General features: G+C 48.2%; 16 protein-coding genes. 11 read left to right on the top strand and 5 right to left on the bottom strand.

What is annotated here, in order from left to right; translation table 11 throughout:
* The first annotated feature begins 91 nt into the window (after window positions 1–91).
* Window positions 92–1,348: an MFS transporter gene (locus ACESLK_RS25805; protein ID WP_373232663.1), complete on the top strand. Its 1,257-nt coding sequence runs from the start codon at window positions 92–94 to the stop codon at window positions 1,346–1,348.
* Between the two features lie 11 nt (window positions 1,349–1,359).
* Here the strand turns inward: ACESLK_RS25805 and ACESLK_RS25800 are convergent, their stop codons facing one another.
* The gene (locus tag ACESLK_RS25800) at window positions 1,360–2,310 is read right to left on the bottom strand and encodes a zinc dependent phospholipase C family protein (protein ID WP_373232661.1); all 951 of its coding nucleotides are present in this window, start codon (window positions 2,308–2,310) and stop codon (window positions 1,360–1,362) included.
* Window positions 2,311–2,425: 115 nt separating this feature from the next.
* Here ACESLK_RS25800 and ACESLK_RS25795 point away from each other — a divergent pair, with 115 nt between their 5' ends.
* The 6 genes from ACESLK_RS25795 (at window position 2,426) to ACESLK_RS25770 (ending at window position 9,490) form a co-directional block, all read left to right on the top strand.
* Complete coding sequence (locus ACESLK_RS25795) at window positions 2,426–2,884, top strand: chemotaxis protein CheX (protein WP_373232660.1); 459 nt, start codon at window positions 2,426–2,428, stop codon at window positions 2,882–2,884.
* A 112-nt stretch (window positions 2,885–2,996) separates the two neighbouring features.
* Window positions 2,997–3,779: an SDR family NAD(P)-dependent oxidoreductase gene (locus tag ACESLK_RS25790; RefSeq protein ID WP_373232658.1), complete on the top strand. Its 783-nt coding sequence runs from the start codon at window positions 2,997–2,999 to the stop codon at window positions 3,777–3,779.
* 24 nt (window positions 3,780–3,803) lie between these two features.
* Window positions 3,804–5,345, top strand: a complete 1,542-nt coding sequence (locus tag ACESLK_RS25785; protein WP_373232656.1) for a DEAD/DEAH box helicase — start codon at window positions 3,804–3,806, stop codon at window positions 5,343–5,345.
* A 166-nt stretch (window positions 5,346–5,511) separates the two neighbouring features.
* The gene (locus ACESLK_RS25780; RefSeq protein ID WP_373232654.1) at window positions 5,512–6,777 is read left to right on the top strand and encodes an S-layer homology domain-containing protein; all 1,266 of its coding nucleotides are present in this window, start codon (window positions 5,512–5,514) and stop codon (window positions 6,775–6,777) included.
* A 645-nt stretch (window positions 6,778–7,422) separates the two neighbouring features.
* Window positions 7,423–8,217, top strand: coding sequence for an ABC transporter ATP-binding protein (locus tag ACESLK_RS25775; RefSeq protein WP_373232652.1), 795 nt, complete (start codon window positions 7,423–7,425; stop codon window positions 8,215–8,217).
* Complete coding sequence (locus ACESLK_RS25770; RefSeq protein WP_373232650.1) at window positions 8,210–9,490, top strand: ABC transporter permease; 1,281 nt, start codon at window positions 8,210–8,212, stop codon at window positions 9,488–9,490. Before ACESLK_RS25775 ends, ACESLK_RS25770 begins: the two co-directional genes overlap by 8 nt.
* A gap of 480 nt (window positions 9,491–9,970) precedes the next feature.
* Here the strand turns inward: ACESLK_RS25770 and ACESLK_RS25765 are convergent, their stop codons facing one another.
* Both ACESLK_RS25765 and ACESLK_RS25760 read right to left on the bottom strand, forming a co-directional pair.
* Window positions 9,971–11,275, bottom strand: coding sequence for an aminotransferase class I/II-fold pyridoxal phosphate-dependent enzyme (locus tag ACESLK_RS25765; protein ID WP_373232689.1), 1,305 nt, complete (start codon window positions 11,273–11,275; stop codon window positions 9,971–9,973).
* Between the two features lie 102 nt (window positions 11,276–11,377).
* On the bottom strand, window positions 11,378–12,004 hold the full coding sequence (locus ACESLK_RS25760) for a pyridoxamine 5'-phosphate oxidase family protein (RefSeq protein WP_373232648.1): 627 nt from the start codon (window positions 12,002–12,004) through the stop codon (window positions 11,378–11,380).
* A gap of 114 nt (window positions 12,005–12,118) precedes the next feature.
* Between ACESLK_RS25760 and pdxR the strand changes: the two genes are divergently transcribed.
* Together pdxR and ACESLK_RS25750 are read left to right on the top strand one after the other, a co-directional pair.
* On the top strand, window positions 12,119–13,672 hold the full coding sequence (gene pdxR, locus ACESLK_RS25755; RefSeq protein ID WP_373232646.1) for a MocR-like pyridoxine biosynthesis transcription factor PdxR: 1,554 nt from the start codon (window positions 12,119–12,121) through the stop codon (window positions 13,670–13,672).
* Window positions 13,665–14,453: a helix-turn-helix domain-containing protein gene (locus ACESLK_RS25750; RefSeq protein WP_373232644.1), complete on the top strand. Its 789-nt coding sequence runs from the start codon at window positions 13,665–13,667 to the stop codon at window positions 14,451–14,453. The genes pdxR and ACESLK_RS25750 overlap by 8 nt, the downstream gene beginning before the upstream one ends.
* Window positions 14,454–14,763: 310 nt before the next feature.
* Here the strand turns inward: ACESLK_RS25750 and asd are convergent, their stop codons facing one another.
* Window positions 14,764–15,555: an archaetidylserine decarboxylase gene (gene asd / locus ACESLK_RS25745; RefSeq protein WP_373232642.1), complete on the bottom strand. Its 792-nt coding sequence runs from the start codon at window positions 15,553–15,555 to the stop codon at window positions 14,764–14,766.
* A gap of 163 nt (window positions 15,556–15,718) precedes the next feature.
* Here asd and ACESLK_RS25740 point away from each other — a divergent pair, with 163 nt between their 5' ends.
* Window positions 15,719–16,867: a glycosyltransferase family 4 protein gene (locus tag ACESLK_RS25740; protein WP_373232640.1), complete on the top strand. Its 1,149-nt coding sequence runs from the start codon at window positions 15,719–15,721 to the stop codon at window positions 16,865–16,867.
* 128 nt (window positions 16,868–16,995) lie between these two features.
* On the opposite strand, the gene ACESLK_RS25735 is transcribed toward ACESLK_RS25740, so the two are convergent.
* On the bottom strand, window positions 16,996–19,041 hold the full coding sequence (locus ACESLK_RS25735) for an RICIN domain-containing protein (protein ID WP_373232638.1): 2,046 nt from the start codon (window positions 19,039–19,041) through the stop codon (window positions 16,996–16,998).
* Between the two features lie 315 nt (window positions 19,042–19,356).
* Between ACESLK_RS25735 and ACESLK_RS25730 the strand changes: the two genes are divergently transcribed.
* A partial coding sequence (locus ACESLK_RS25730) for an ABC transporter substrate-binding protein (RefSeq protein WP_373232636.1) occupies window positions 19,357–19,989 on the top strand: 633 nt, incomplete at its 3' end.

Here is a 19,989-nt window from a genome sequence, read left to right as displayed (position 1 = left end):
TGTTAAAGAACGTTCCGCGGAAAGGAATAGCGCTTTTCTCGTCGAATCTTTTCGACTAACAACTTGAAATAGCGAGGGAGCGATCCGCATAATGGACGACAAGAAACAGATCAAAGCGTGGGTTTGGTATGACTGGGCGAATTCGGCCTTTGCAACAACGATTCTAGCTGCAGTCATGCCGATTTATTTCGTATCCGAAGCGATCGGCGGAACGGATGCGGGATGGGGATTCACCCAGTCGGCCGCGGCGATCATTATTGCGCTTTTGTCTCCGCTTCTAGGGGCGATCGCGGATCATTCAGGAAGCAAAATAACGTTCCTGAAATGGTTCGCCTTCTTAGGGGCGTCCGCCAGCATTCTTCTAATCATTCCCCGTGAAGGTGATGTGTTGCTCGCTTCCATCTTCGTTATCATCGGCATGATCGGGTTCGGGGCGGGAAACACATTTTATGATGCGCTTCTTAACGATATCACGTCTCCAGGCAATAGGGATAAGGTCAGCGCACGGGGCTTCTCGATGGGGTACCTCGGCGGAGGAATCCTTCTGGCCCTTAATTTAGTAATTATTCAGAAGCCGGAGCTAGTGGGGCTTGCGGACAGTGCGGCTGGGTCGCGAGTGTCTTTCATTTCCGTCGGTATATGGTGGCTGCTCTTCTCCATCCCGATATTCCGCCATGTGAAGGAAAAGAAAACAGCTGTGCAAGAAAAAATAGGGGAGAAGGTTTGGGAAGGAGTCCGGCGCCTCCGAATCACCTTCTCGCAGATTAGACAATACCCCGAGCTCTGGAAGTTTATGATCGCCTATTGGTTTTTCTTTGATGGCGTGAATACCGTCATCGTCATGGCGACGAGCTACGGCAAAACGATCGGTATCGAGACAGGGGCACTCATCACTGCGTTATTGATCACACAGTTCATCGGCTTCCCGGCAACGGCCCTGTTCGGCAGACTCGCGGTCAAATTCGGTCCGAAACGGATGCTGTACAGTTCTCAAGCAATATACGTCATCATCGTTGTCCTTGGCTTCTTCATGACAAACGCTCTCCACTTCTATATTCTTGCGGGACTTGTCGGTTTGGTCCAGGGAGGCTCACAAGCGACGGCGCGTTCCATTTACAGCCGACTTATTCCTGCGGGAAGGGCTGCGGAATTCAATGGATTCCTGTCGTTTACGAGCCGGTTCTTCTCCTTCGGCGGTCCACTTGTTTTCGCTCTCGTGAAGGTGTTCACGGACTCAAGCAGATCAGCTATTCTGGCCGTCGCTTTCTTCTTTATCATGGGTATGATTCTGCTCACATTCGTTGACACGAAGAAGGGAGAGCTTGAAGCCGAGCGAACGTTTGTGTAATGAATAAGCTTCTAATTAACAGGAACAATGGAATCTGCATAGGTAATCCAAGCACTGCCGCAGGGACGCCCCGTTTCGTAAGAGATGTCTTTCAGCAATTCCTTGAATCGGTCTCTTAGAGTTATTGCTTCTGGATCTGAACCTGCATATAGCCATGCTATTCCAGCTTGAGTGGTTGCAACAGCGTCCACAAGGGCGTTATCCCACAATTCCATTGCACTTTCCGTATGCACGAGGGTGCGGTCACATGGATCAACCCATGGTCGGTTGGCTTTATTTAATACATCCCATTCGGGCACTTGCCTAGGAGGAGAGAAAGGTTCGAGCTGTCCAAAGGCCAGCTTGCCTTTCCAACCGGTCGGATCAAAAAATACCCGTTGGGCCTTAGCGAACTGGGCAACGGCTTCATCTAGCTGATTTGGCGTGATTTGTTCGGCAAGCACGGGGTAATGCTCGGCGACGACACTGAGGAAATCAAGTGCGAATTCACCGGGGATTTTCCCGCGGGTATTCACCTGCGGACAAACAGGTGTTGTTCCCGTATTCACTCCCGCTCGCTCATAAAGGACAGCAGAATCCATAGCAGTCTCGAAGCGCTGGTGGTGCCATTTCTTAAAGCCGGAAAGGCTGAATATGTAGGGATGCAGATGGCGGTCTAACAGATGATGAAGCAAGAAACCGACGGTATAGGCAACGACATGGTCTTCCAATGGACGAGACCTCGCTTTTTCAAACAAGGATAGAAGAAAGGGTCCGCAACGAATATTGTGCATTTGTGATCCTAGCTTATTAAGCGGTGTGGAGGCTTGCCAAGGCCAAAAGTGGTCATAGAATAAGAAATCAGGACCTTGACATCCTAGCTGAAAAGAGGTTTTCCAATTGGGGTCATTCAGATAATTCTCTGCTGATATAGCGGTTAGGACTTCAGTGCCAAATTGAATATGGGCCCAAATATTCGGCATTGTTCATCACCCTTTGACAAAATTCTGTATACTTGTACCTATATTATCAGTATAATAAGGGAAAGCATTTCCGGCTACCGATATTCATTAAGTTGTCAAAGGGGCGCGTTCAGGAATGAAGGCTGAGTATATCAACCCATTTTTGGAATCGGCGCGCATGGTTATCGAACAGATGATACAGATCCGTCCTAGTACTGGTCAGCTGTCAGTCCGGGACATTAAATTTGCTGATCGCCATGTGTGGATTCAGATTGGGATTACAGGACATATGACCGGTGACATCGTCTTCGGGCTCAGTGAATCGGTTGCCCTTCGAATGATATCTGCTATGATGGGCGGTTATGTCATTACAGAAATCGATGAATTAGGTAGGAGTGCGATTTCCGAGCTAGGGAACATGATAAGCGGCAACGCCAGTACGATGCTTTATAATCAAGGTGTAATCGTCGACATAACACCTCCTAAAATAATGGATTCTCACTTTACATCCGGTTACGGTGCAAAACGGGCAATAGCCGTTCCGCTTATCATGGATGGCATCGGTGAGATTGAAATCCAAGTTTTAATTGCCTAACCATGGATTAAGTTGTAAAGTTTATAGATTAGCTTATTTGCCCCGACAGGGGCTTTTTTCATGGAGAAGGATTAAACGCCAATAGGCTTATAACCTCCAAGGAGGGGTATGCTTGAAAGTATCGCTTCAGAACAAGGTTGTACTCATTACCGGCGCTTCAAGCGGAATCGGTGCTTTAGTTGCAAAGCTGCTTGCAGATCGAGGAGCTATTCCCGTTCTTACTGCCCGCTCACGCGATAGAATGCTTGAGCTTTCCTCTTCCATTCAGGGAGAGCACGCTGTATATGAAATGGATGTATCCTCGGAGGAGCAAGTGCTTGAGGTTATTTCGCAAGTGCAGCTGCGTTACGGTAAAATAGATGTGTTGCTGAACAATGCCGGTTATGGAGAATTTGTTCCGTTCACGTCAGCTTCGCTTAGCCATTTCGAGCAAATGATGGATGTTAACTATATGGGCGTGGTTCGCTGTACGCATGCGGTTCTTCCCGATATGATCCAATCCGGAAGCGGGCATATTGTAAATGTTGCTTCTATTGCCGGAAAGCTGGCGACGGCGAAATCCACCGGATACTCCGCAACGAAGCACGCTGTTCTTGGATTAACGAATGCGTTAAGGCAGGAATTACGAGGTACAGGTGTGATGATATCCGCGGTTAACCCTGGACCGATCGATACGCCCTTCTTCCATCGTGCTGATCCGGAAGGAACTTATGTACATAACATTCGGTGGTACATGATGTCGCCGGATAAAGTCGCCAAAGGGATTGTTTCTGTCATTGAACGGCGTAATGCAGAGCGGGATTTACCTATGACCGCGGCTATCGGAGTTCGTTTTGTTCAATTGTTCCCGCGTATAAGCGATGCCCTATTCGGAAGATTTATGAATAAGAAATAGCAAAAAGAGAGTGGAGTTGATCGGATGGGTTTTATTGAGTTGGGATTAAATGAGTTGCTCTCAGAAAAGCTTAAATCGATCGGAATTGCTGAGCCGACGGACGTACAGAGTCAGTCATTGCCGCCATTACTGGCTGGTAAGGACGGAGTTCTTGTCTCTCCGACAGGAACGGGGAAGACGCTTGCTTATTTATTGCCGCTGCTGCAGAAGATCGATGGCTCGCGCCGGGAAACGCAAGCGCTTGTATTAGCCCCAACACAGGAGCTAGCCATGCAGATTATGCGTGAGGCCGAGGTTTATGGAGCGCCGCTGGGCATTAAAGCGACGGCATTGATCGGCGGCGCGTCTATAGCGCGTCAGCTGGAGCGGATGAAAAGCAAGCCGGCTCTCATCGTAGGCACACCTGGACGGGTTCGCGAGGTGGCAACAACTCGAAAGCTATCCCTTCATGCGGTAATAAGCGTAGTTGTGGATGAAACAGATCGGATATTCTCGCTGGGCGGCAGAAGCGATGTGGAGAATCTCATGCGCCAATGCTCTCGTGATCGTCAGACGGTATTCGTATCGGCGACTCGTTCGGAAGCGATGAGGGACGCGGAGAAAAAGTGGCTCAAGGATCCATGGGTGTCCGATGTTTCGGACAACGATAACGAGTACGGACTTTCCTCCACTTTGGAACATTGGTATTTCCTTAGCGATCGTCGCGAGAAAATCGATTTGATCCGCAAGCTCGTTCGGCACATGAAGCCGTCTGCTGCGCTTCTATTCGTTAACGATACGGAGAAAATCGGAGAGCTGCTTGCTAAGCTGCGATATGAAGGGTTTTCTGTAGATGCCTTATATGGAGATACGAGAGGCCAAGAACGCGGCGAAGTGATGCAACGCTTCCGCAACGGTCGGACTTCGATTCTTATTGCGACGGATGTTGCAGCAAGAGGACTCGATCTGCCTGGTCTTCCTCTTGTTATCCAGTTCGAGCCTGCTCTGGATGCAGACCATTATGTCCATCGTTCCGGAAGAACAGCGCGTATGGGGCGTGCAGGAACCTCAATCACGCTAATCTCTCATCAGGAACGGTTTATTATCGACAAGCTGGAGAAGCAGCTGAAAATAAACGTTATGCCGAAAATGCTGTATGAAGGAAAGGTTGTTTCCCTAGAAGAAGGAAATGTACGGAACAATCCAACACCAACACCGGACCGTAAGCTGCAGCCGAGCGGTGGAGATGCGAAGGACTCACGTCCTGTTTGGAAATCGAAAGCTGAATACTTGGCTACTCGCAAGCCTGATTCTGAGAAGCAGCCGGCGGCTCCAGTGGTAAATAATGCTCCAGTTCTAGGACATACACGGGAAGCAGCAAAGCCTTCGAATCCTGAGAAGCCTTCTTCCACTGCAAGAACATCCGAAAAGTCGAAGAATGCGGCTCCTGTGACCAGTCCCGCAAAACATGCGAAACTGGTTAAATCAACCAAAGTGAAAGTGGATCGGGAACGGGACAAGAAGAATAAAGGTGCACCGAAATGGCTGAAGGAAAAGCGGGAAACACCACCAGGTGATAACAAATAACCTTTCTAAGGGACCTATTCTCATGAATTTCCGAGAATGGGTCCTTTCCACTACTTAAGCCCTATTTTTCCTCTAGGACCCTCTAATATTGGATTCTCCTCCCGAATGGTATAGGCATACGGTAAATCACCGTCAATACGGGAAATAAAAGGAGAGTTGTTTCTAAATGACACAAAAGCAACCTATGTGGAAAAAAACTGCAGCAGCTACACTCGCACTAAGCATGATAGTTGGAGGTGCAAGCGGAGTAATGGCTTCCGCGGATTCCAAAGACAAATCGGACGATTGGAAATATGCTTCCTCATATGATCGCGATGACGATGATAGAGATGATGATGATGATGATGATAAAGGCGAAAAAAACAAAAAGGTGAAAATAGAGTTCAACCTTAACTTCCATGATTTGAACGAGCAGGAATGGCAATGGGCATACGAGAATATTATCCGACTGGCCTCTAAAGGCGTATTTACCGGTTATGACGATGGAAACTTCAAGCCTCGTAACAAAATCACTCGCATAGAAGCCATTATCGCATCGGTTCGTCTTCTTGGATTAGAGGAAGAAGCTAAGAAACCGGAGAATATGAATGCTACGCTGAACTTCAAGGATTTTGACCAGCTCAAGAAAAAATACGGAGCGGCAGTCGGGTATGTTACGGTTGCTCTAGAGAACGATTTGTTTGCTGAGACAGAAACGTCAATTCAAGCGGATAAACCGGCTAACCGTTTATGGGCTACCGTCCTTTTAGTTAAGTCTATGAAGCTAAGCGGCGAAGCAAAAGCCAAGATGGATGTGAAATTGCCTTTCCGCGATGCTCACGAAATTCCGGCTGGCTCTGTTGGTTATGTTGCGGTAGCATTGGAGAAAAACCTAATCGCGGGCTACAATGACAATACATTCAAACCGAATAAGCCGGTCACTCGTGCGGAGCTTGCGGCCTTGCTCGATCGCATGGATCAACAGCTGCCTGAGGATAAGAATGCTCAAGCAATTACGGGAACTATTCAAGCGGTATCAGCTGGCTCTCTAACGGTTAAAAAGCCGGATAACACAACGGTTACCGTTCCTGTGGCGGCTGACGTATTTATCTTCCGCAGTGATGTTAAAGCGCCAGTATCTGCCCTTCAAGTCGGTGATGAAGTGCTCGTTCGCACCTTCCAAGGCAAAGTCGTGTTCATAGAAGTTACGAAAAAGGCAGAAGCCAACGTTCAATTCGTAGATGCGGGCAAAGTCGTCGCTTATACCGTGGATGCGCAAGGTATTGCTACGATTTCAATTTCAAAAGACGTGGACGGAGTTCAAAGCACAATTATTTATAATGTGGGTGACAACGTAACGATCACGCCTATCAATAGTGTCTTGTCGGCTAACCTGATCGTTGTTGTCAAAGGCGTTAACAATGTCGTGAATACGATAGAAATTCAGTCCTAATATAGTAAAAGATTAATAAAATAGGAACAGATTTAGAGAGAGGTGATTCGATGCCTCTCTCTTTTGCTTTGTATGCGCAGCAAGGGCTGTCACAATCTCCCTAGTAATCGACACTTGTGACGAATAGTTTTATTTCTGCCGTTAATTGATTGAAAGAAACGAATGTAAGAGCCACTAGTAGCAGAAGTACCTGTAATATGATCAATTTATCCCGAAAAAGGCTGATGGCATCGAATTAGAAGTAGATTTACCGCTATAACTTAGAATACAGAAAAATGAAACAAAATTAGCGGTTGATATACATCTAACTTAGTAGATAACTTCGAAAACCCTATGGGACGACGAAAGCCGGTTTGCACGAGCAGTGATCACGCCTAATCCGGCCTTAATGACGATATCCCATTGACTCAGCAAATGTTCGATTAATTATTCTGCTACTAAGCAAAGGGGATATTGTCATAAAGTGGTTCGAGAAGATCGAGTCTGAGCAAAGGGGATATCGTCATAAAGAAGTTAGAAAAGAGCTTCCCACGCGTTGGCTGTCTTTATACTCATCAGATCGCTGAACACAAACACCCTCTCTCGCCTTTTTGTACAGTCGAAGTAGGTCCGCTATAATAGGGAATAACGAGGATCTAAGAAAGGATGTTGACAGTGACGGCACAGATCGGATCAGTTGTTCCGGCGCTGGAAATCAAAGAGTTGACCGGTGGGTATAGCCTTCGGCGGCCGGTTTTGCACGGAGTGTCGATTACCGTTAGCCCGGGAGAGATGGTCGGACTAATCGGATTGAATGGAGCGGGCAAAAGCACGGCCATTAAACATATATTAGGGCTGATGGTTCCGCAAAGCGGAGAAGTACGGGTTGCCGGCGTTACGCTGGAGGAAAACCGCGACCGGTATCGCGCGGCGACCGCTTATGTTCCGGAGCAACCTTCATTGTTTCCTCATTTAACCGTCAAGGAGCATCTGCAATGGACGGCGATGGCCTATAACTTGGAGCGTGAGCAGGCTTCTAAACGTATGGAACAACTGGCAGAGACCTTTCGGATGACCGAAGCGTTTAACTCTCTGCCGGACACCCTGTCCAAAGGCATGAAGCAGAAGGTCATGCTTATGAATGCATTGCTCGTCTCGCCTCCGTTACTTATTATTGACGAGCCTTTTCTGGGTCTTGACCCTCTTGCGATCCGTGGGCTTCTAGCTGCTTTGGAGGATGTGCGTACGAAGGGGAGCGCAATATTGCTAAGCTCGCATATATTACCAGCACTTGAGCGCAGGGCCGATCGGCTTGTTGTTCTACACCGCGGGTATATCATCGCGGAAGGAACGCCGCATGATGTGAAGGTACAGGCGGGTTGCGCAGACCCGGAGTTAAAGCTCGATGATGCCTTCGAATCGCTGGTGATAGCTGCTGAAGGAGGCACTTTGCGTGCGTAATGGGGGGCATGAGGAGCAACGCAGGTTTCTGCGTTCGCTTCGCCAAAGTCGAGCAGCTGCTTTTCGTAAAGAAATCGTCCCGCACTTTCGTTATGTGTTCCAGAGCGGGTTTGGTTTGTTTGCCTCGCTCATCCTATTCTCGGCATTTGTTTGGTATATAGATTTCATTAAGGGAGTACCGAGCAATTGGCCTGCTGATTTAGTGGGAGTTGTTGTACTCACATTAGCTGTTATACGTGCGCCGCTCCGGACTTATTTTCGTTCCGCTGACTCTGTCTTTTTGTTGCCTATGGAAGATCGCGTAATTCAAACCTATATAAGGACTGCCTTAGATAAGGCAATAATAGCTGGGGTGTTGCGCACGTTAGCGATATTTGCTATTTTCGCACCGATTTATACTCGTTCCCCCGTTACGGAGGATATAGCGTCGGGTCGGTCTATGATCGGGATGTCAGTCTTATTCGCTTTCGTTGCAGGATGTAATGTATACAGCGGCTGGAGGGAGCGACAGCCAGCTTCCGGTACATGGTGCTGGGCGCTTCGAATCGTACGGTGGCTGTTAACAATGACCGTAGTTGCGGCTTTATTGCTTAAGCCGTTAAGTTGGGCAATCCCGATTATGCTTCTATGTATAGCGATAATATGGCTCTTATGGCATATACCTTCTAAGCATGCATTACCTTGGGAGAAGCTGGTCGAAGAGGAGGCTGCGGCTCGTCGCAGATGGATGTCATTTCTCGGATGGTTCGTCGATGTGCCTACGGAAATTTCTAAGCCCGCTCGTCGAGTATGGATCGCTTGGATAGGTGACTTTTTGACAGGGCAGCATCGATGGTCATGGCATTTCTTATATGCCAAAACCTTTCTGCGCGGGGAAATCTTCGGGGCTTTCAGTCGGTGGATTGTGTTATCCGGTGTAATCATCGTAGTGACGGGGAACAAAATAGCCGATGCCGTTATTTACGCAATCGCCATTCTCGTTGTAGGCTTGCAGCTAAGCGAGCTGAGAAGAGTGAGGTTTGTTGAAACAGCTGCCACTCTGCCCATTGCTCAGGAAGGCCGACTCGTTGCAGCTGCGGCAATCGCACGTTCAGCAGGCGTGGCTGCGGCAATCCTGCTTGCGCTGGCAGGGATACTCACGGTTGGATTGGGAGCATCGGGCGCCGGAAGAGACATGAACATCTGGTTTCCTTTGCTAGCTGTAGGTTTGTTATGGTGCGGTTGGTGGATGCCGAGAAAAATCGCCAAGTTTGCAGATGATGATGACTTGTGATTAGCTTATAAGTCGTTCGTACTCCCTTGATGGAGCAACGAGCGGCTTATTTTTTGTATAGAAGCCGTGAAGCAGAATCTTATACTACTACCCTTACTCTAACACGCTCCCAGCGTCTTAAAGCAACAAAATTGGCTGCTACCCCGGCTCTAACACGCTCCGAGCGTCTAAAGTAACAAAACTAGTTACCTTCCCGCCTTTTCAGCACTTTCGTGCTGTCACCGGGTCCGCCTTTGGTGAGGAGAAACGGCTGAGCATATAAATTAAAGGAAGCAATCGTTGAAGTAATCATAATAAATATGTTGATTTAATAGTGTATATGCAGTGACAAATAGAGATGTCGAAAGGGGCAAGAATTGCCGCTATGAGCCGGACGGTTAGGAGTTTTTACAGCTACCGATGCCTAGGTGCGGCGATTTGACGGGAGGAATAAAAAATAAGGCTGCCCATAGTTACTTATGGGACAGCCCTATTATCATTTCAAGCCTTACCAGCTTTCACATCAAGCACGGCCTGATGGATCCTATCGAATAGATCTTCCAGGTTTGGCTCCTCGATGCATGAGAAGGCAACTCGCAAATCTGTAGTACCAAGCGCAATCGTACCAACGCCATAGGTGTTCAATAGACGTTGACGAACGGCTTCAGCTTCAACATAAAGCAGGTTGAGGCACATGAAGTATCCGGAGTTAAATGGGTAATAAGTCCATTCCGCACCATACTTTCCGCTATCTAGCAGCTGCTTTACTTTGTTGGCGCGGCCTTTCATGATATGGAACTTCTGTTCCTTCTGGGGCAGGAATTCTGGTGATTTCAGTGCCCGCAGAATGAATGTTTGAGAAGGGTGTGGTCCGCTTGAGATGGTAGCACGGATAATTCCAAGCGTCTTCTGTTCAAGCGCAGCCAGGGATGCTTCGGTTAGTCCGCCATAGGTGACAAAACCTACGCGGAAGCCCCAAACATATTCTTCTTTCGTAGCGCCATCGACTTTAACAGCAAGCACACGTTCATGCAAACCGCAAAGCTGGCCGAATAGCGATTCCTGCAAGGAGTTTTCGAAAAACAATCCGAAATAGGCATCGTCGGTCACAACTACGACATTAATTCCAGCTTCAGCTGCATCGCGAATGGCTGCAACAATCTCGCGGCCTTCTTCGAGATCGGGAGTATAGCCTGTAGGATTGACCGGAAAATTGAGCAGGACGATAGCCTTGCCGCGTTCCTTCTGTGCGAGAAGAACATCTCGAAGGCCTGCTGCGTTAAAGCGGTTGTCAGCGTCGTATAGCGGATAGTTGACCATCTCAGCGCCGCGGCGAACGCTGAAGGTAAGCTCGTAATTTTCCCAGTTCTTATCAGGTACAATAACGGCATCACCGGCATCTGCGAACAAATCGGCAACAATGCTTAAGCCATGCGTTAAGGCGTTTGTTACTACAGGGAGGCTAAGCTTAGCTCCTGCTAGCGAAGGATTCTCCACGAGCATCTTATCGCGCCAGACGGTACGAAGCTCCGGTTTGCCACCGGGAGGAGCATATTCGTATATGTCCTTCGGATCGTAAGCGGACAGAGTTTCTTGAATGACGTTCAGGTGCATGGGCTGCCCGTTCTCCGTAGCGATGCCGATCGTCGCGTTGTAGACGTTCGCTTTCTGTTTAGCTTCAGCGGATTGGCTTAGAATACCAACCTTTGGAAAGTAAAGGGCTTTACCCAGGCCTGAGAGCATCTCTGCTGCGCGCGGGTTGTCTTTAGCAATAGTATCGTTTAATTGCTGTGCAAGGGGATTCATGACGTCCATCCTTCCAATTCTCATTAGGTGATATTATACACTATTGGATGAGGAGCGTCACTTGCAAATCAGGGTATTCACTGAAAATGGCAATCGAAATGACTATGATTTTTCGGGGGGCTGCTTTAAAGCGCTGCTGCGGATGTGCTCAATCGTATTTGCATCATCTGGGAGCATTCGTTCGCTTAAGCCATGCAGTACTTTCTGTCTGCGGGTGTCAGGCATATTTTGTCCGAATTTGAACTTGCCTGTCATCTCTACGCTGTCCAATCGGAGAACCGCAACTCCGCGTAAAGAGGCAGTATAGCGCGTATCTGCAGCATCGATGGGGGCGTGACCGCCTTCCGGCTGCATACTGCTCATTAATGCGGCCAATGCCGATGCCTTTTCCTCCGGGCTCTCGACTTGAGCCACATGTCCTCTGATACGAACAGAGCGGAAAAAAACCGTCGCCGGACAAGCTAGATAAGGATCAGAGAAGTACGAAGGAATGAAGGCATGCGCCTGATAAACTACGAACTCGGCTCGGGGATCATTCGCTAAGCCTGCCATCTTCTCTCCTTGCTTACTGCCATGGAAGTAAACTTTTCCGTTATGATAAACATAATTAAGGGGTACTGCTTTTGGCCAACCATCCACACCTGAGAAGGTCAATACACCGTCGTGAAGCTCCTTCAGAAATAACTCGCACTGTTCCAGATCCGATACTTCGAATTCCTTTCTTCTCATCTCTCTTCTCCTCCATAGACCATCGAATGAGGATTAGTGTAAGGCTATTATTGACAAGTGGAAAGATCCAATTTACATTAAAATGACTAGTCCATTACAGAGGTGTAGAATGCGATGATATCTCCTGCAGCTTATTCAGCCAAGCTTGCGGAAAGCGGCAGTAAGCATCTGGCACTCTATCAGACGATTCGAGATGCAATAACGGAGGGACAGCTTCCGCCGGCAGAACGATTACCTTCAACTCGGCAGCTCGCTGCCTTATTTGGTTTGTCCCGCGGAAGCGTAAGCCTGGCTTACGATATGCTGGCAGTTGAAGGCTTGGTCCAATCGGGAGTCGGTCAAGGTACCTTCGTCGTTGGGTGGGAAGAAGGAAGATCAGTATACAAGGGGAATTCCGGTGAAGAAGCGCAGATCCCCTTGGCAGAACCCGCTTTGACGGCATGGGCCCGCCGATTAATGGAGAAAGCGCCGGAAACTAATCCTCAATCAGCATTTACCGCAGCCCATATATCTCCTTCCCAAGTTGAAGAGCACGTCAACCCTGTTTCTTTTGTACCTGAGGGTATTGGTGCCGGGTGGTTTCCTTGGTTGGAATGGAAAGCACAGGTTGCCTTACAATGGAAGCAGTTTGGTTTCACCTGGAAAGACGCACGCGAGACGGAAGGAAGCCTGCGGCTGCGCCAAGCTATCGCAACTCGTCTCCGCCGAGAACGCGGAATTACCTGTGAGGCAGACAATATCATTATCACCGCAGGCTCCATGCAAGCCATTACCCTTCTCACGCAATTGCTGCTGGAGGAAGGAAAAACATCGGTCATTGAGAACCCTTGTTATACGGGAATAACACGTGCTATTGAAGCAACGGGAGCTCAGCTTATTACGCAAGAAGTGGACCGTAATGGGATCCTGCCGCAAGATTGGGCAGCAGAGCTGCTGTTCGTGACCCCTGCTCGGCAATTTCCAACAGGAGCGGTTCTCAGCTATGAGCGAAGACGAGCCCTCTTGTCTTGGGCTTCTCGGCGGAATGCCTGGATTGTTGAAGACGATTATGATAGTGATTTCCGCTGGGGAGGCCGTCCGATCGAACCTCTGAAGTCACTGGATCGGGAGGGACGCGTGATCTATGTGGGAACCTTCTCGCGATCGATGTGCGCGGGTGTTCGGATCGGCTATGCGATTGTTCCCGATGAGCTTGTTCAACCTTTTATAGCTGCGAAAAAGTTATATGATCCGTACCCGTCAGGAATCGCGGAACAAGAGGCCCTGGCGACATGGATGTCAGAAGGGGGCTTTGACCGTCATATGCGTCGAATGCGCAGGGTTTATGGTAAGCTAGAAGAAAAGCTGAGGCTAGGCCTTGAGCAGCATTTAGGAGATTTATTTGAAGTGGTCCCTTCTGACGCTGGACTGCATGTCTATGCAAAATGGCTAAGCTCGTTCGAGCATTACAGCCTTCTTGTTAAGGAATGCAGCTGCCGGGGAGTTTCCTGGAAGGAAGGGTCAATCTATGCTAGAAAAGGCAAAGAACAGGACTGCTCTGCGTTATTCGGTTTTGCACACTTGGATGAAGACCTGATTGATGAGGGAGTAACCCGAATTCGTCAGGCGGCGGAAGCATTAGGATTGATTGGCTCGAACAGAGTCTTGGGAGGAACAATTGATGCTTGATTTGACACCGGAAGCGTATGTGCTGCTTCCAGCGTTCGCCAAAATCGTGTGCGAGCCGGGTTGGAAGTGGCAGAAACGTGAGAAGCCGTTAGCCAACTACGATATGTTCTACGTATGGAGCGGCGAAGGGGAAGTGTATCTTAATGGTCGGCCATATTCTGTAGGGAAAGGCAGCTGTTTTCTTTTTCGACCCGGTGACCATACGAGTGCAACACATAATCCACAAAAACCGCTGGTGCTCACCTACATCCATTTCGATGTTATGGAGGCAGTCACCTTAGTGCCAGAACCGTATCGGCAGTTACAGGATACCTTCGACTTCGAGCATATGCTGGCAAAGTATGTTCGTTTGTTCCTTATACGTACATTCGCTGCTGAGGAAGAAGCGAGGTTGATCCTGAAGCAGCTGCTCATCCATCTTCTGCGTGACGATCTGGAAGAGCCTGTAGAGCAACGGAAAGCGAGCAATCAGTTAACGGAGAGTATCCGTGAGGTGGCCAATTACATCCAGCAACATCCCGGGACCGCGCACCGAGTGGATGATTTAGCCCAGCGTGCGGGGTTATCGTCCCGTTATTTCTCTATAAAGTTTAAGGAATTAATAGGAATGTCAGTGCAAACCTATATGATTCGTACACGTATCGAGCGGGCGCAGCATCTGCTGCTGCATGCAGGGATGAATGTCACGGAGGTTGCGGATGCGCTGGGGTACCGCGATATCTTCTTCTTTAGCCGGCAGTTCAAGCAATATACAGGGAAAAGCCCATCGGAAATCCGTTGAGGTAATTAAATATAAAAAGGCCAACCAGTAATCTCTGGTTAGACTTAATAATACGAAGGGGCTGTCCCGTAAGGTCGTTAAAGACCTTACGGAACAGCCCCTGTTACCTGTATTTACTACAGTTATTATTACCTAAAAATGAGATATTTGCCAATTTACCTGCATTTCCTACAGGAGTTCAGCCGAATATCGGCTAAAATGACTCAAACTAACCTAAACACCTGTAGTTTCTGCAGTTCAAATGTTCTAAAAACAGTTTTTGGCGAAACAACCTGCTCTTTTTACATTACTTATGGGACAGCCCTTCGCATTAATTCCGAACTGTTAACGTTCCTAGTAACTCACCCATTCGCACCTTGTCTCCAGTCTTAAGGTCTGCCCTCGGAACAAGAGTACCATCCTCCGTCAGCAGGACAACTGTGGAGCCGAATTCAAAGTAAGCGAGCTCTTGACCGCGTTCCAATGCTTTAGGCTCGGGATCGACATACTTGATGCTGCTCACATTTAAGGCGCCAACCTTAACGACAGCCGCCTCGCCGATCTCGTGGCGGATGTAGGTGACCAGGCGTTCATTGCGGGAGAGAACCCGCTTCATCGAGGTAAGCCCGAATTCGTTCACGGGATATACTCGTCCAGGAATATGCTCGGATTCTACAACCTCTCCTTCGCAAGGAGAATGAATGCGATGATAATCCGTAGGGCTCAAGTAGAGTACCCAGAAGTAACCGTGCAAATATTGAGAGGCTCGAGGTGAACCGTTCAACAATTCGTCTAATGTGTAGTCCTGACCTTTAACCTGCAGAAGAAGCCCATCCTCGATCTTACCGCAACCGGTAATTTTGGCATCAACGGGGCTGACTAAGGCATTTATGGAGAGATCTATGGGTCTTGTACCCGGCTTTAATCTGCGTGTAAAAAAATCATTAATCGAGGTGTATTCCTCTAGCTTCTTCTCGGCTTCGTCTACGGGAATCTGATACATCGCAGCAAACCGAGAAATCCATCTGCGACTCAGTGAGGATTTGGCTAAATGCCCCGTTATACGTGACACAAATTTGCGTGAGGACAGTTCAGTCATCATGCGCAGCAGCGGGCGATTCATGCGGCCGAGCACTCCTTTATAAGTAGAATACATTCCCGTGAATTGTGACACATCGGTAGGCAAAGTGCAACAGTTGTTCCTTGCGTGACAGCTGCCGTGTCTGAATACACCTCCGCCGTATATGCTATCTCGTTAAGGACAGGCGAGTGAGGAGACATGGATCATGTTAAAAGCTGCTTTCATTACGCCGGGTGCATATCCAATCCCTTCCACTATGGGAGGATCCGTAGAGCGAGTGGTGGAGAAAGTTGTCCCTAAGCTTCTTCCTTATGCAGATGCCCGTATTTATGGGAGATTGGGTAAACGACTGCCATCCAGAGGGAGCATAAACGGCGTTCAGACGGAGAGGTTTCCAGCTGTTTACAAAACGCGATATTTGAATCGCGTATGCGTTAGGCTAAAACATTTTCAACCTCAGATCATTCAAGTGGAAAATCGTCCATTATGGATTCCCCGTCTGAAGCGTGCTTTCCCTCACCGACGGATCGGACTGAATTTACATTCCACCACCTTTATATGCAAGCCCTACATGAACAAGCTGCAAAGAAGAAGATGCTTGCAGGCAGCTGACTATATCCAAGTAAATAGTGAATATCTCCAAGCTTATCTTAAAGAGCATATACCGCAGGTCGCTGAGAAAATCATCGTGAACCATTTGGGAGTCGATGTGGACAGATTTCCAGTAAGGGCATCCCTCGAGAGCAGGAGCATGAGGGAGCAGCTGCGAGCAGTGAAGGGATGGGGTGACCGGCCAATCGTGCTGTATGTCGGTCGTTTAGTTCCCCAGAAGGGTGTGCATCATTTAATAAGTACGATTACAGCCCTTAAATCCATAGCTCCAAACGTGCTGGTTGTCATTGTCGGAAGCGCAATGTATGGCTCCCACCGACAGACGGGATACGTGAGACGGTTATATAAGCAAGCCGAGCGCTGGAAGAAACATGTGTATTTCCAACCCTATGTTTCTCATGATCAGATCCCGAGGTGGTTCGCTACAGCGGATATCGCGGTTGTTCCTTCCGTTGGTAAAGAAGCATTCGGATTGGTGAATCTGGAGGCTATGGCAGCGGAGCTTCCCATCGTTGCAACTAAGGCGGGGGGAATCAAAGAGATCGTGGAGGATGGATTAACCGGTTTTTTGGTTGCACCGCAAGTTCCATTTATCGTGGCTGAGCTTACGTCCAGATTGTGTTATTTACTTGCCAATCCCGATGTTCGTAAGGTGATGGGAAGCAAGGGAAGAGAGCGGGTAATGAATTACTTTCTTTGGGAGCATACAGCGAATAGATGGCTTGATTTCCAGAGGGAGTGAGCGAAACTTCATTGAGCGTAGAAAAGGCTTTATTTAACAACAAAATGGAGTGCAAAAACGTCGCCAGTTTGCACTCCATTTTTCATGTCAATTTATTTTTTGTGTCTCAAAACGGAACCCGTTACGCCTTAGCTTACCAGAATAAGCTTCCACCTTTGAGCACCATTGCTGAGATCGTCCCAAATTTGGACGTTGGAACCATTCGCTGTGCCAGAGCCGTTTACATCAAGAGCTTTATTGCTATTGGAATCGATTAACTTCATATAACCGCTGCCTGAATCGATAATCTTCCAATGTTGATTTGGGCTGCCTGCATAATCCCAGATTTGGACATTGGTGCCGTTAGCTGTTCCCCATGCATCGACATCAAGCGCTTTGCCGCTGTGAATGTTAATAAGCTTATAAGCACCGCCCCCGACATGTGTAATTTCCCAGAGTTGATTTGCCTGATTGCTGCCTTCCGTCCAGATTTGAACGTTAGATCCATTCGCGGTTCCCCATGCATCGACCTCCAGCGCTTTACCGCTGTTAGTATTAATGAGCTTATACACGCCGCCTGAAACGACTCCGTTATAAGCGTCATTCCGAATAAATTCAACCCGGTCAATGTCGACCCATTGGTTTGTATTGTTGTTTGAGGCGAAGAATCCAATTGTTGCTTGCCCGTTCGTAACCCCGATGTTGGACAGCGTAACTGGTGTCCATGTCGTTGTTACCGGACAAGCTGCTTGAAGCATTGTTCCTCCGTAATCTTTGGCCTCCATTTGGCATGAGTTTTGCCCGCCGCTGCTTCTCATATACGCACGAAGCGTATAGCTGCCGTTATCCAGACCACTGACCGTTTGTCCGACATATGCGGTTGCAGGCCCGCTCGTTCCGGCTAATCCGATAAAATAATTCCCGTGTGCGGCAGGTACGCCAACACCATCGTTTGCGCCATGTACTTTAATGCGAGCCGGATAATCATCGCCATATGTCGTCCAGCCGCTGACATTAGCTGTTTCGAAGCTCCAGTTCGTTAGCAGATTCGTGTTCGATGGCGTGACGGCATGGCCGAATCGAACATAAACACCGCTGCTAGGATAGTCAGAGCTTGTTGCGGCTAGTACATGAGAGGAGTCAATAGGCAGTAAAGCATTCCAATTGGAGCTAGTAGAGTCGCTAACGGGGAATATATTGGAGCGGTATTGCCAAGTCACGCCGTTATCAGGGCTAATCATCGTATACATAGACGAATAAGCATCACCTGTATTTGTGCTGTCATTATCGGTTTGGAAAGAGGCGAGCAATCGACCATCCCCAAGCTTAACGACAAAGGGAGCGCCGGCTTTTTTCCCCGCTTTGGACGGAATGTACATCGTTTGACGAGGCACGTTCCAATTATAGCCGTCAGTCGATATTTTATATTTGATTACGAAAGGGTGATCGGCAACGTCTGTTGCTTCGAAAACGAGAATATAACTGCCATTGGCCATTTGCGTAATGACTGGCATGCCGTCTCTTGATCCTGCGGCAACGCCATCACTGACAACTATTTCCGCGCTCCAGCCATTTCCGGTCCATGTTTTCATAATGAGCTTTTGAAGACCTGTCGTTCCGACTGCAGCCGGGCTATCGTCTGCATAATAAACGGCTATCGTATTGCCAAGCATTTGAAGATGAGGCTCCCATAATCCTTTGAAGGAATTTGCTGTGGTTGATCCGATTTGACCATTCGCCAGATCCGACCATGTGTTGCCTCCATCCATGCTTTTTCTTGTTTTAAGGGTTGTTGTATAGTTGGAGCCTGATTGGACGACTAATCGGTAAGATAACCAAATATCTCCGTTAGGCAACTGAAGCATTTGACCGTTACCGACATTACCGTTCGAATCTGCTGCTGCTTGTGTGGCAGAAGACCAGCTATGACCGCCATCCTTACTGCGGGAAATCATAATGCGGGTATTACCGCCGCCTGCATTCGTATCGAAAGAAGCGAGAATATCATTGTTGTTTAGCTTGAGCAATCGTGGGTACCATACGCCGCCATTAGTTGGAGCGAACACAGTTGCAGTGTTTGTGGGCCAAGCCAATCCTGCGGCTGCAAAAGCTTTGAACCCAGGTAACAAGATGCTGATAGTAAGGAGTAAGCTGAGTGAAAATGCGGTTAATCTAAACTTCTTTTGTACGTACATGATTTACCATCTCCTTTTAATATTGATGTAAGCGCTTCAAATTTTGATTATAAATGGTGATAGTAGTTGAATATATACTGAAATTAATATAATTCGGGACCAAAAGCACTTAAATTTATTTTTATACTAAATATAGTATTTAAAAGTATAACAATATAATTTACTATTGGTGATATCCAAGGAAGCGCTTGCAAGGTGGGGAGTAAAACTAAAGCCGTTATCATTGACTCGGCTTTTTTGACTCCGCTTTTCAGTATCCTTGGTGAGAGGACAGAGGTTCTGCACAGTAAAAACAAAAGGGAGGCGTCAAACGGAATGAAGAAAAAATTATCTGTAAAGCTTGGACTTGTACTTATCCTTTGCTTCGGAATGCTGCTTGCAGCGTGTTCATCGGGCAATAATGGAAGCGATTCCGCAACGAATGGGAATGCGAGCGAGAGTGCGGGGAGTAAAGAAGAAAGCGAAGCAAGCGCACCGGTTGAGAACGTAAAGATTTCGTTCATGGGCCATGGCAGCCCGCAGGAGAAGGGTATCTTCACGAAGCTCATTAAATCGTACGAAGCGAAATATCCGAACGTAAAGGTTGAATATACAAGCGTGCCGCCGGGAGAGTACAACCAAAAGCTGTCGACGCTAATTGCATCAGGCAAAACGCCGGACGTATTCTACGTATCGGGCCCGCAATTTTACAAATTCGCGGAAGCAGGCACGATTCAGAACCTGCAGCCGTTTCTAGATACGACAGAGCTGTTCCAAGAAGGCAATGTTTGGAAGCAAGCGCTGGATCGCTACCGTTATGACGGCAAGATGTTAGGCCAAGGCGACCTGTACGGTTTGCCGAAGGACGTAGGTCCATGGGCAATGGCATACAACAAAACGATGTTCGAGGAAGCCGGCGTAGAGTTGCCGCCTGCAGAGGTTGGCAAATGGACATGGGATAACTGGCTC

The sequence above is a fragment of the Cohnella sp. genome (assembly GCF_041640265.1).
In the GTDB taxonomy this organism is placed as follows: Bacteria; Bacillota; Bacilli; order Paenibacillales; family Paenibacillaceae; genus Cohnella.
Note: the sequence above shows the minus strand (reverse complement) of the source record. Positions and strands in the feature narration are given on the sequence as shown.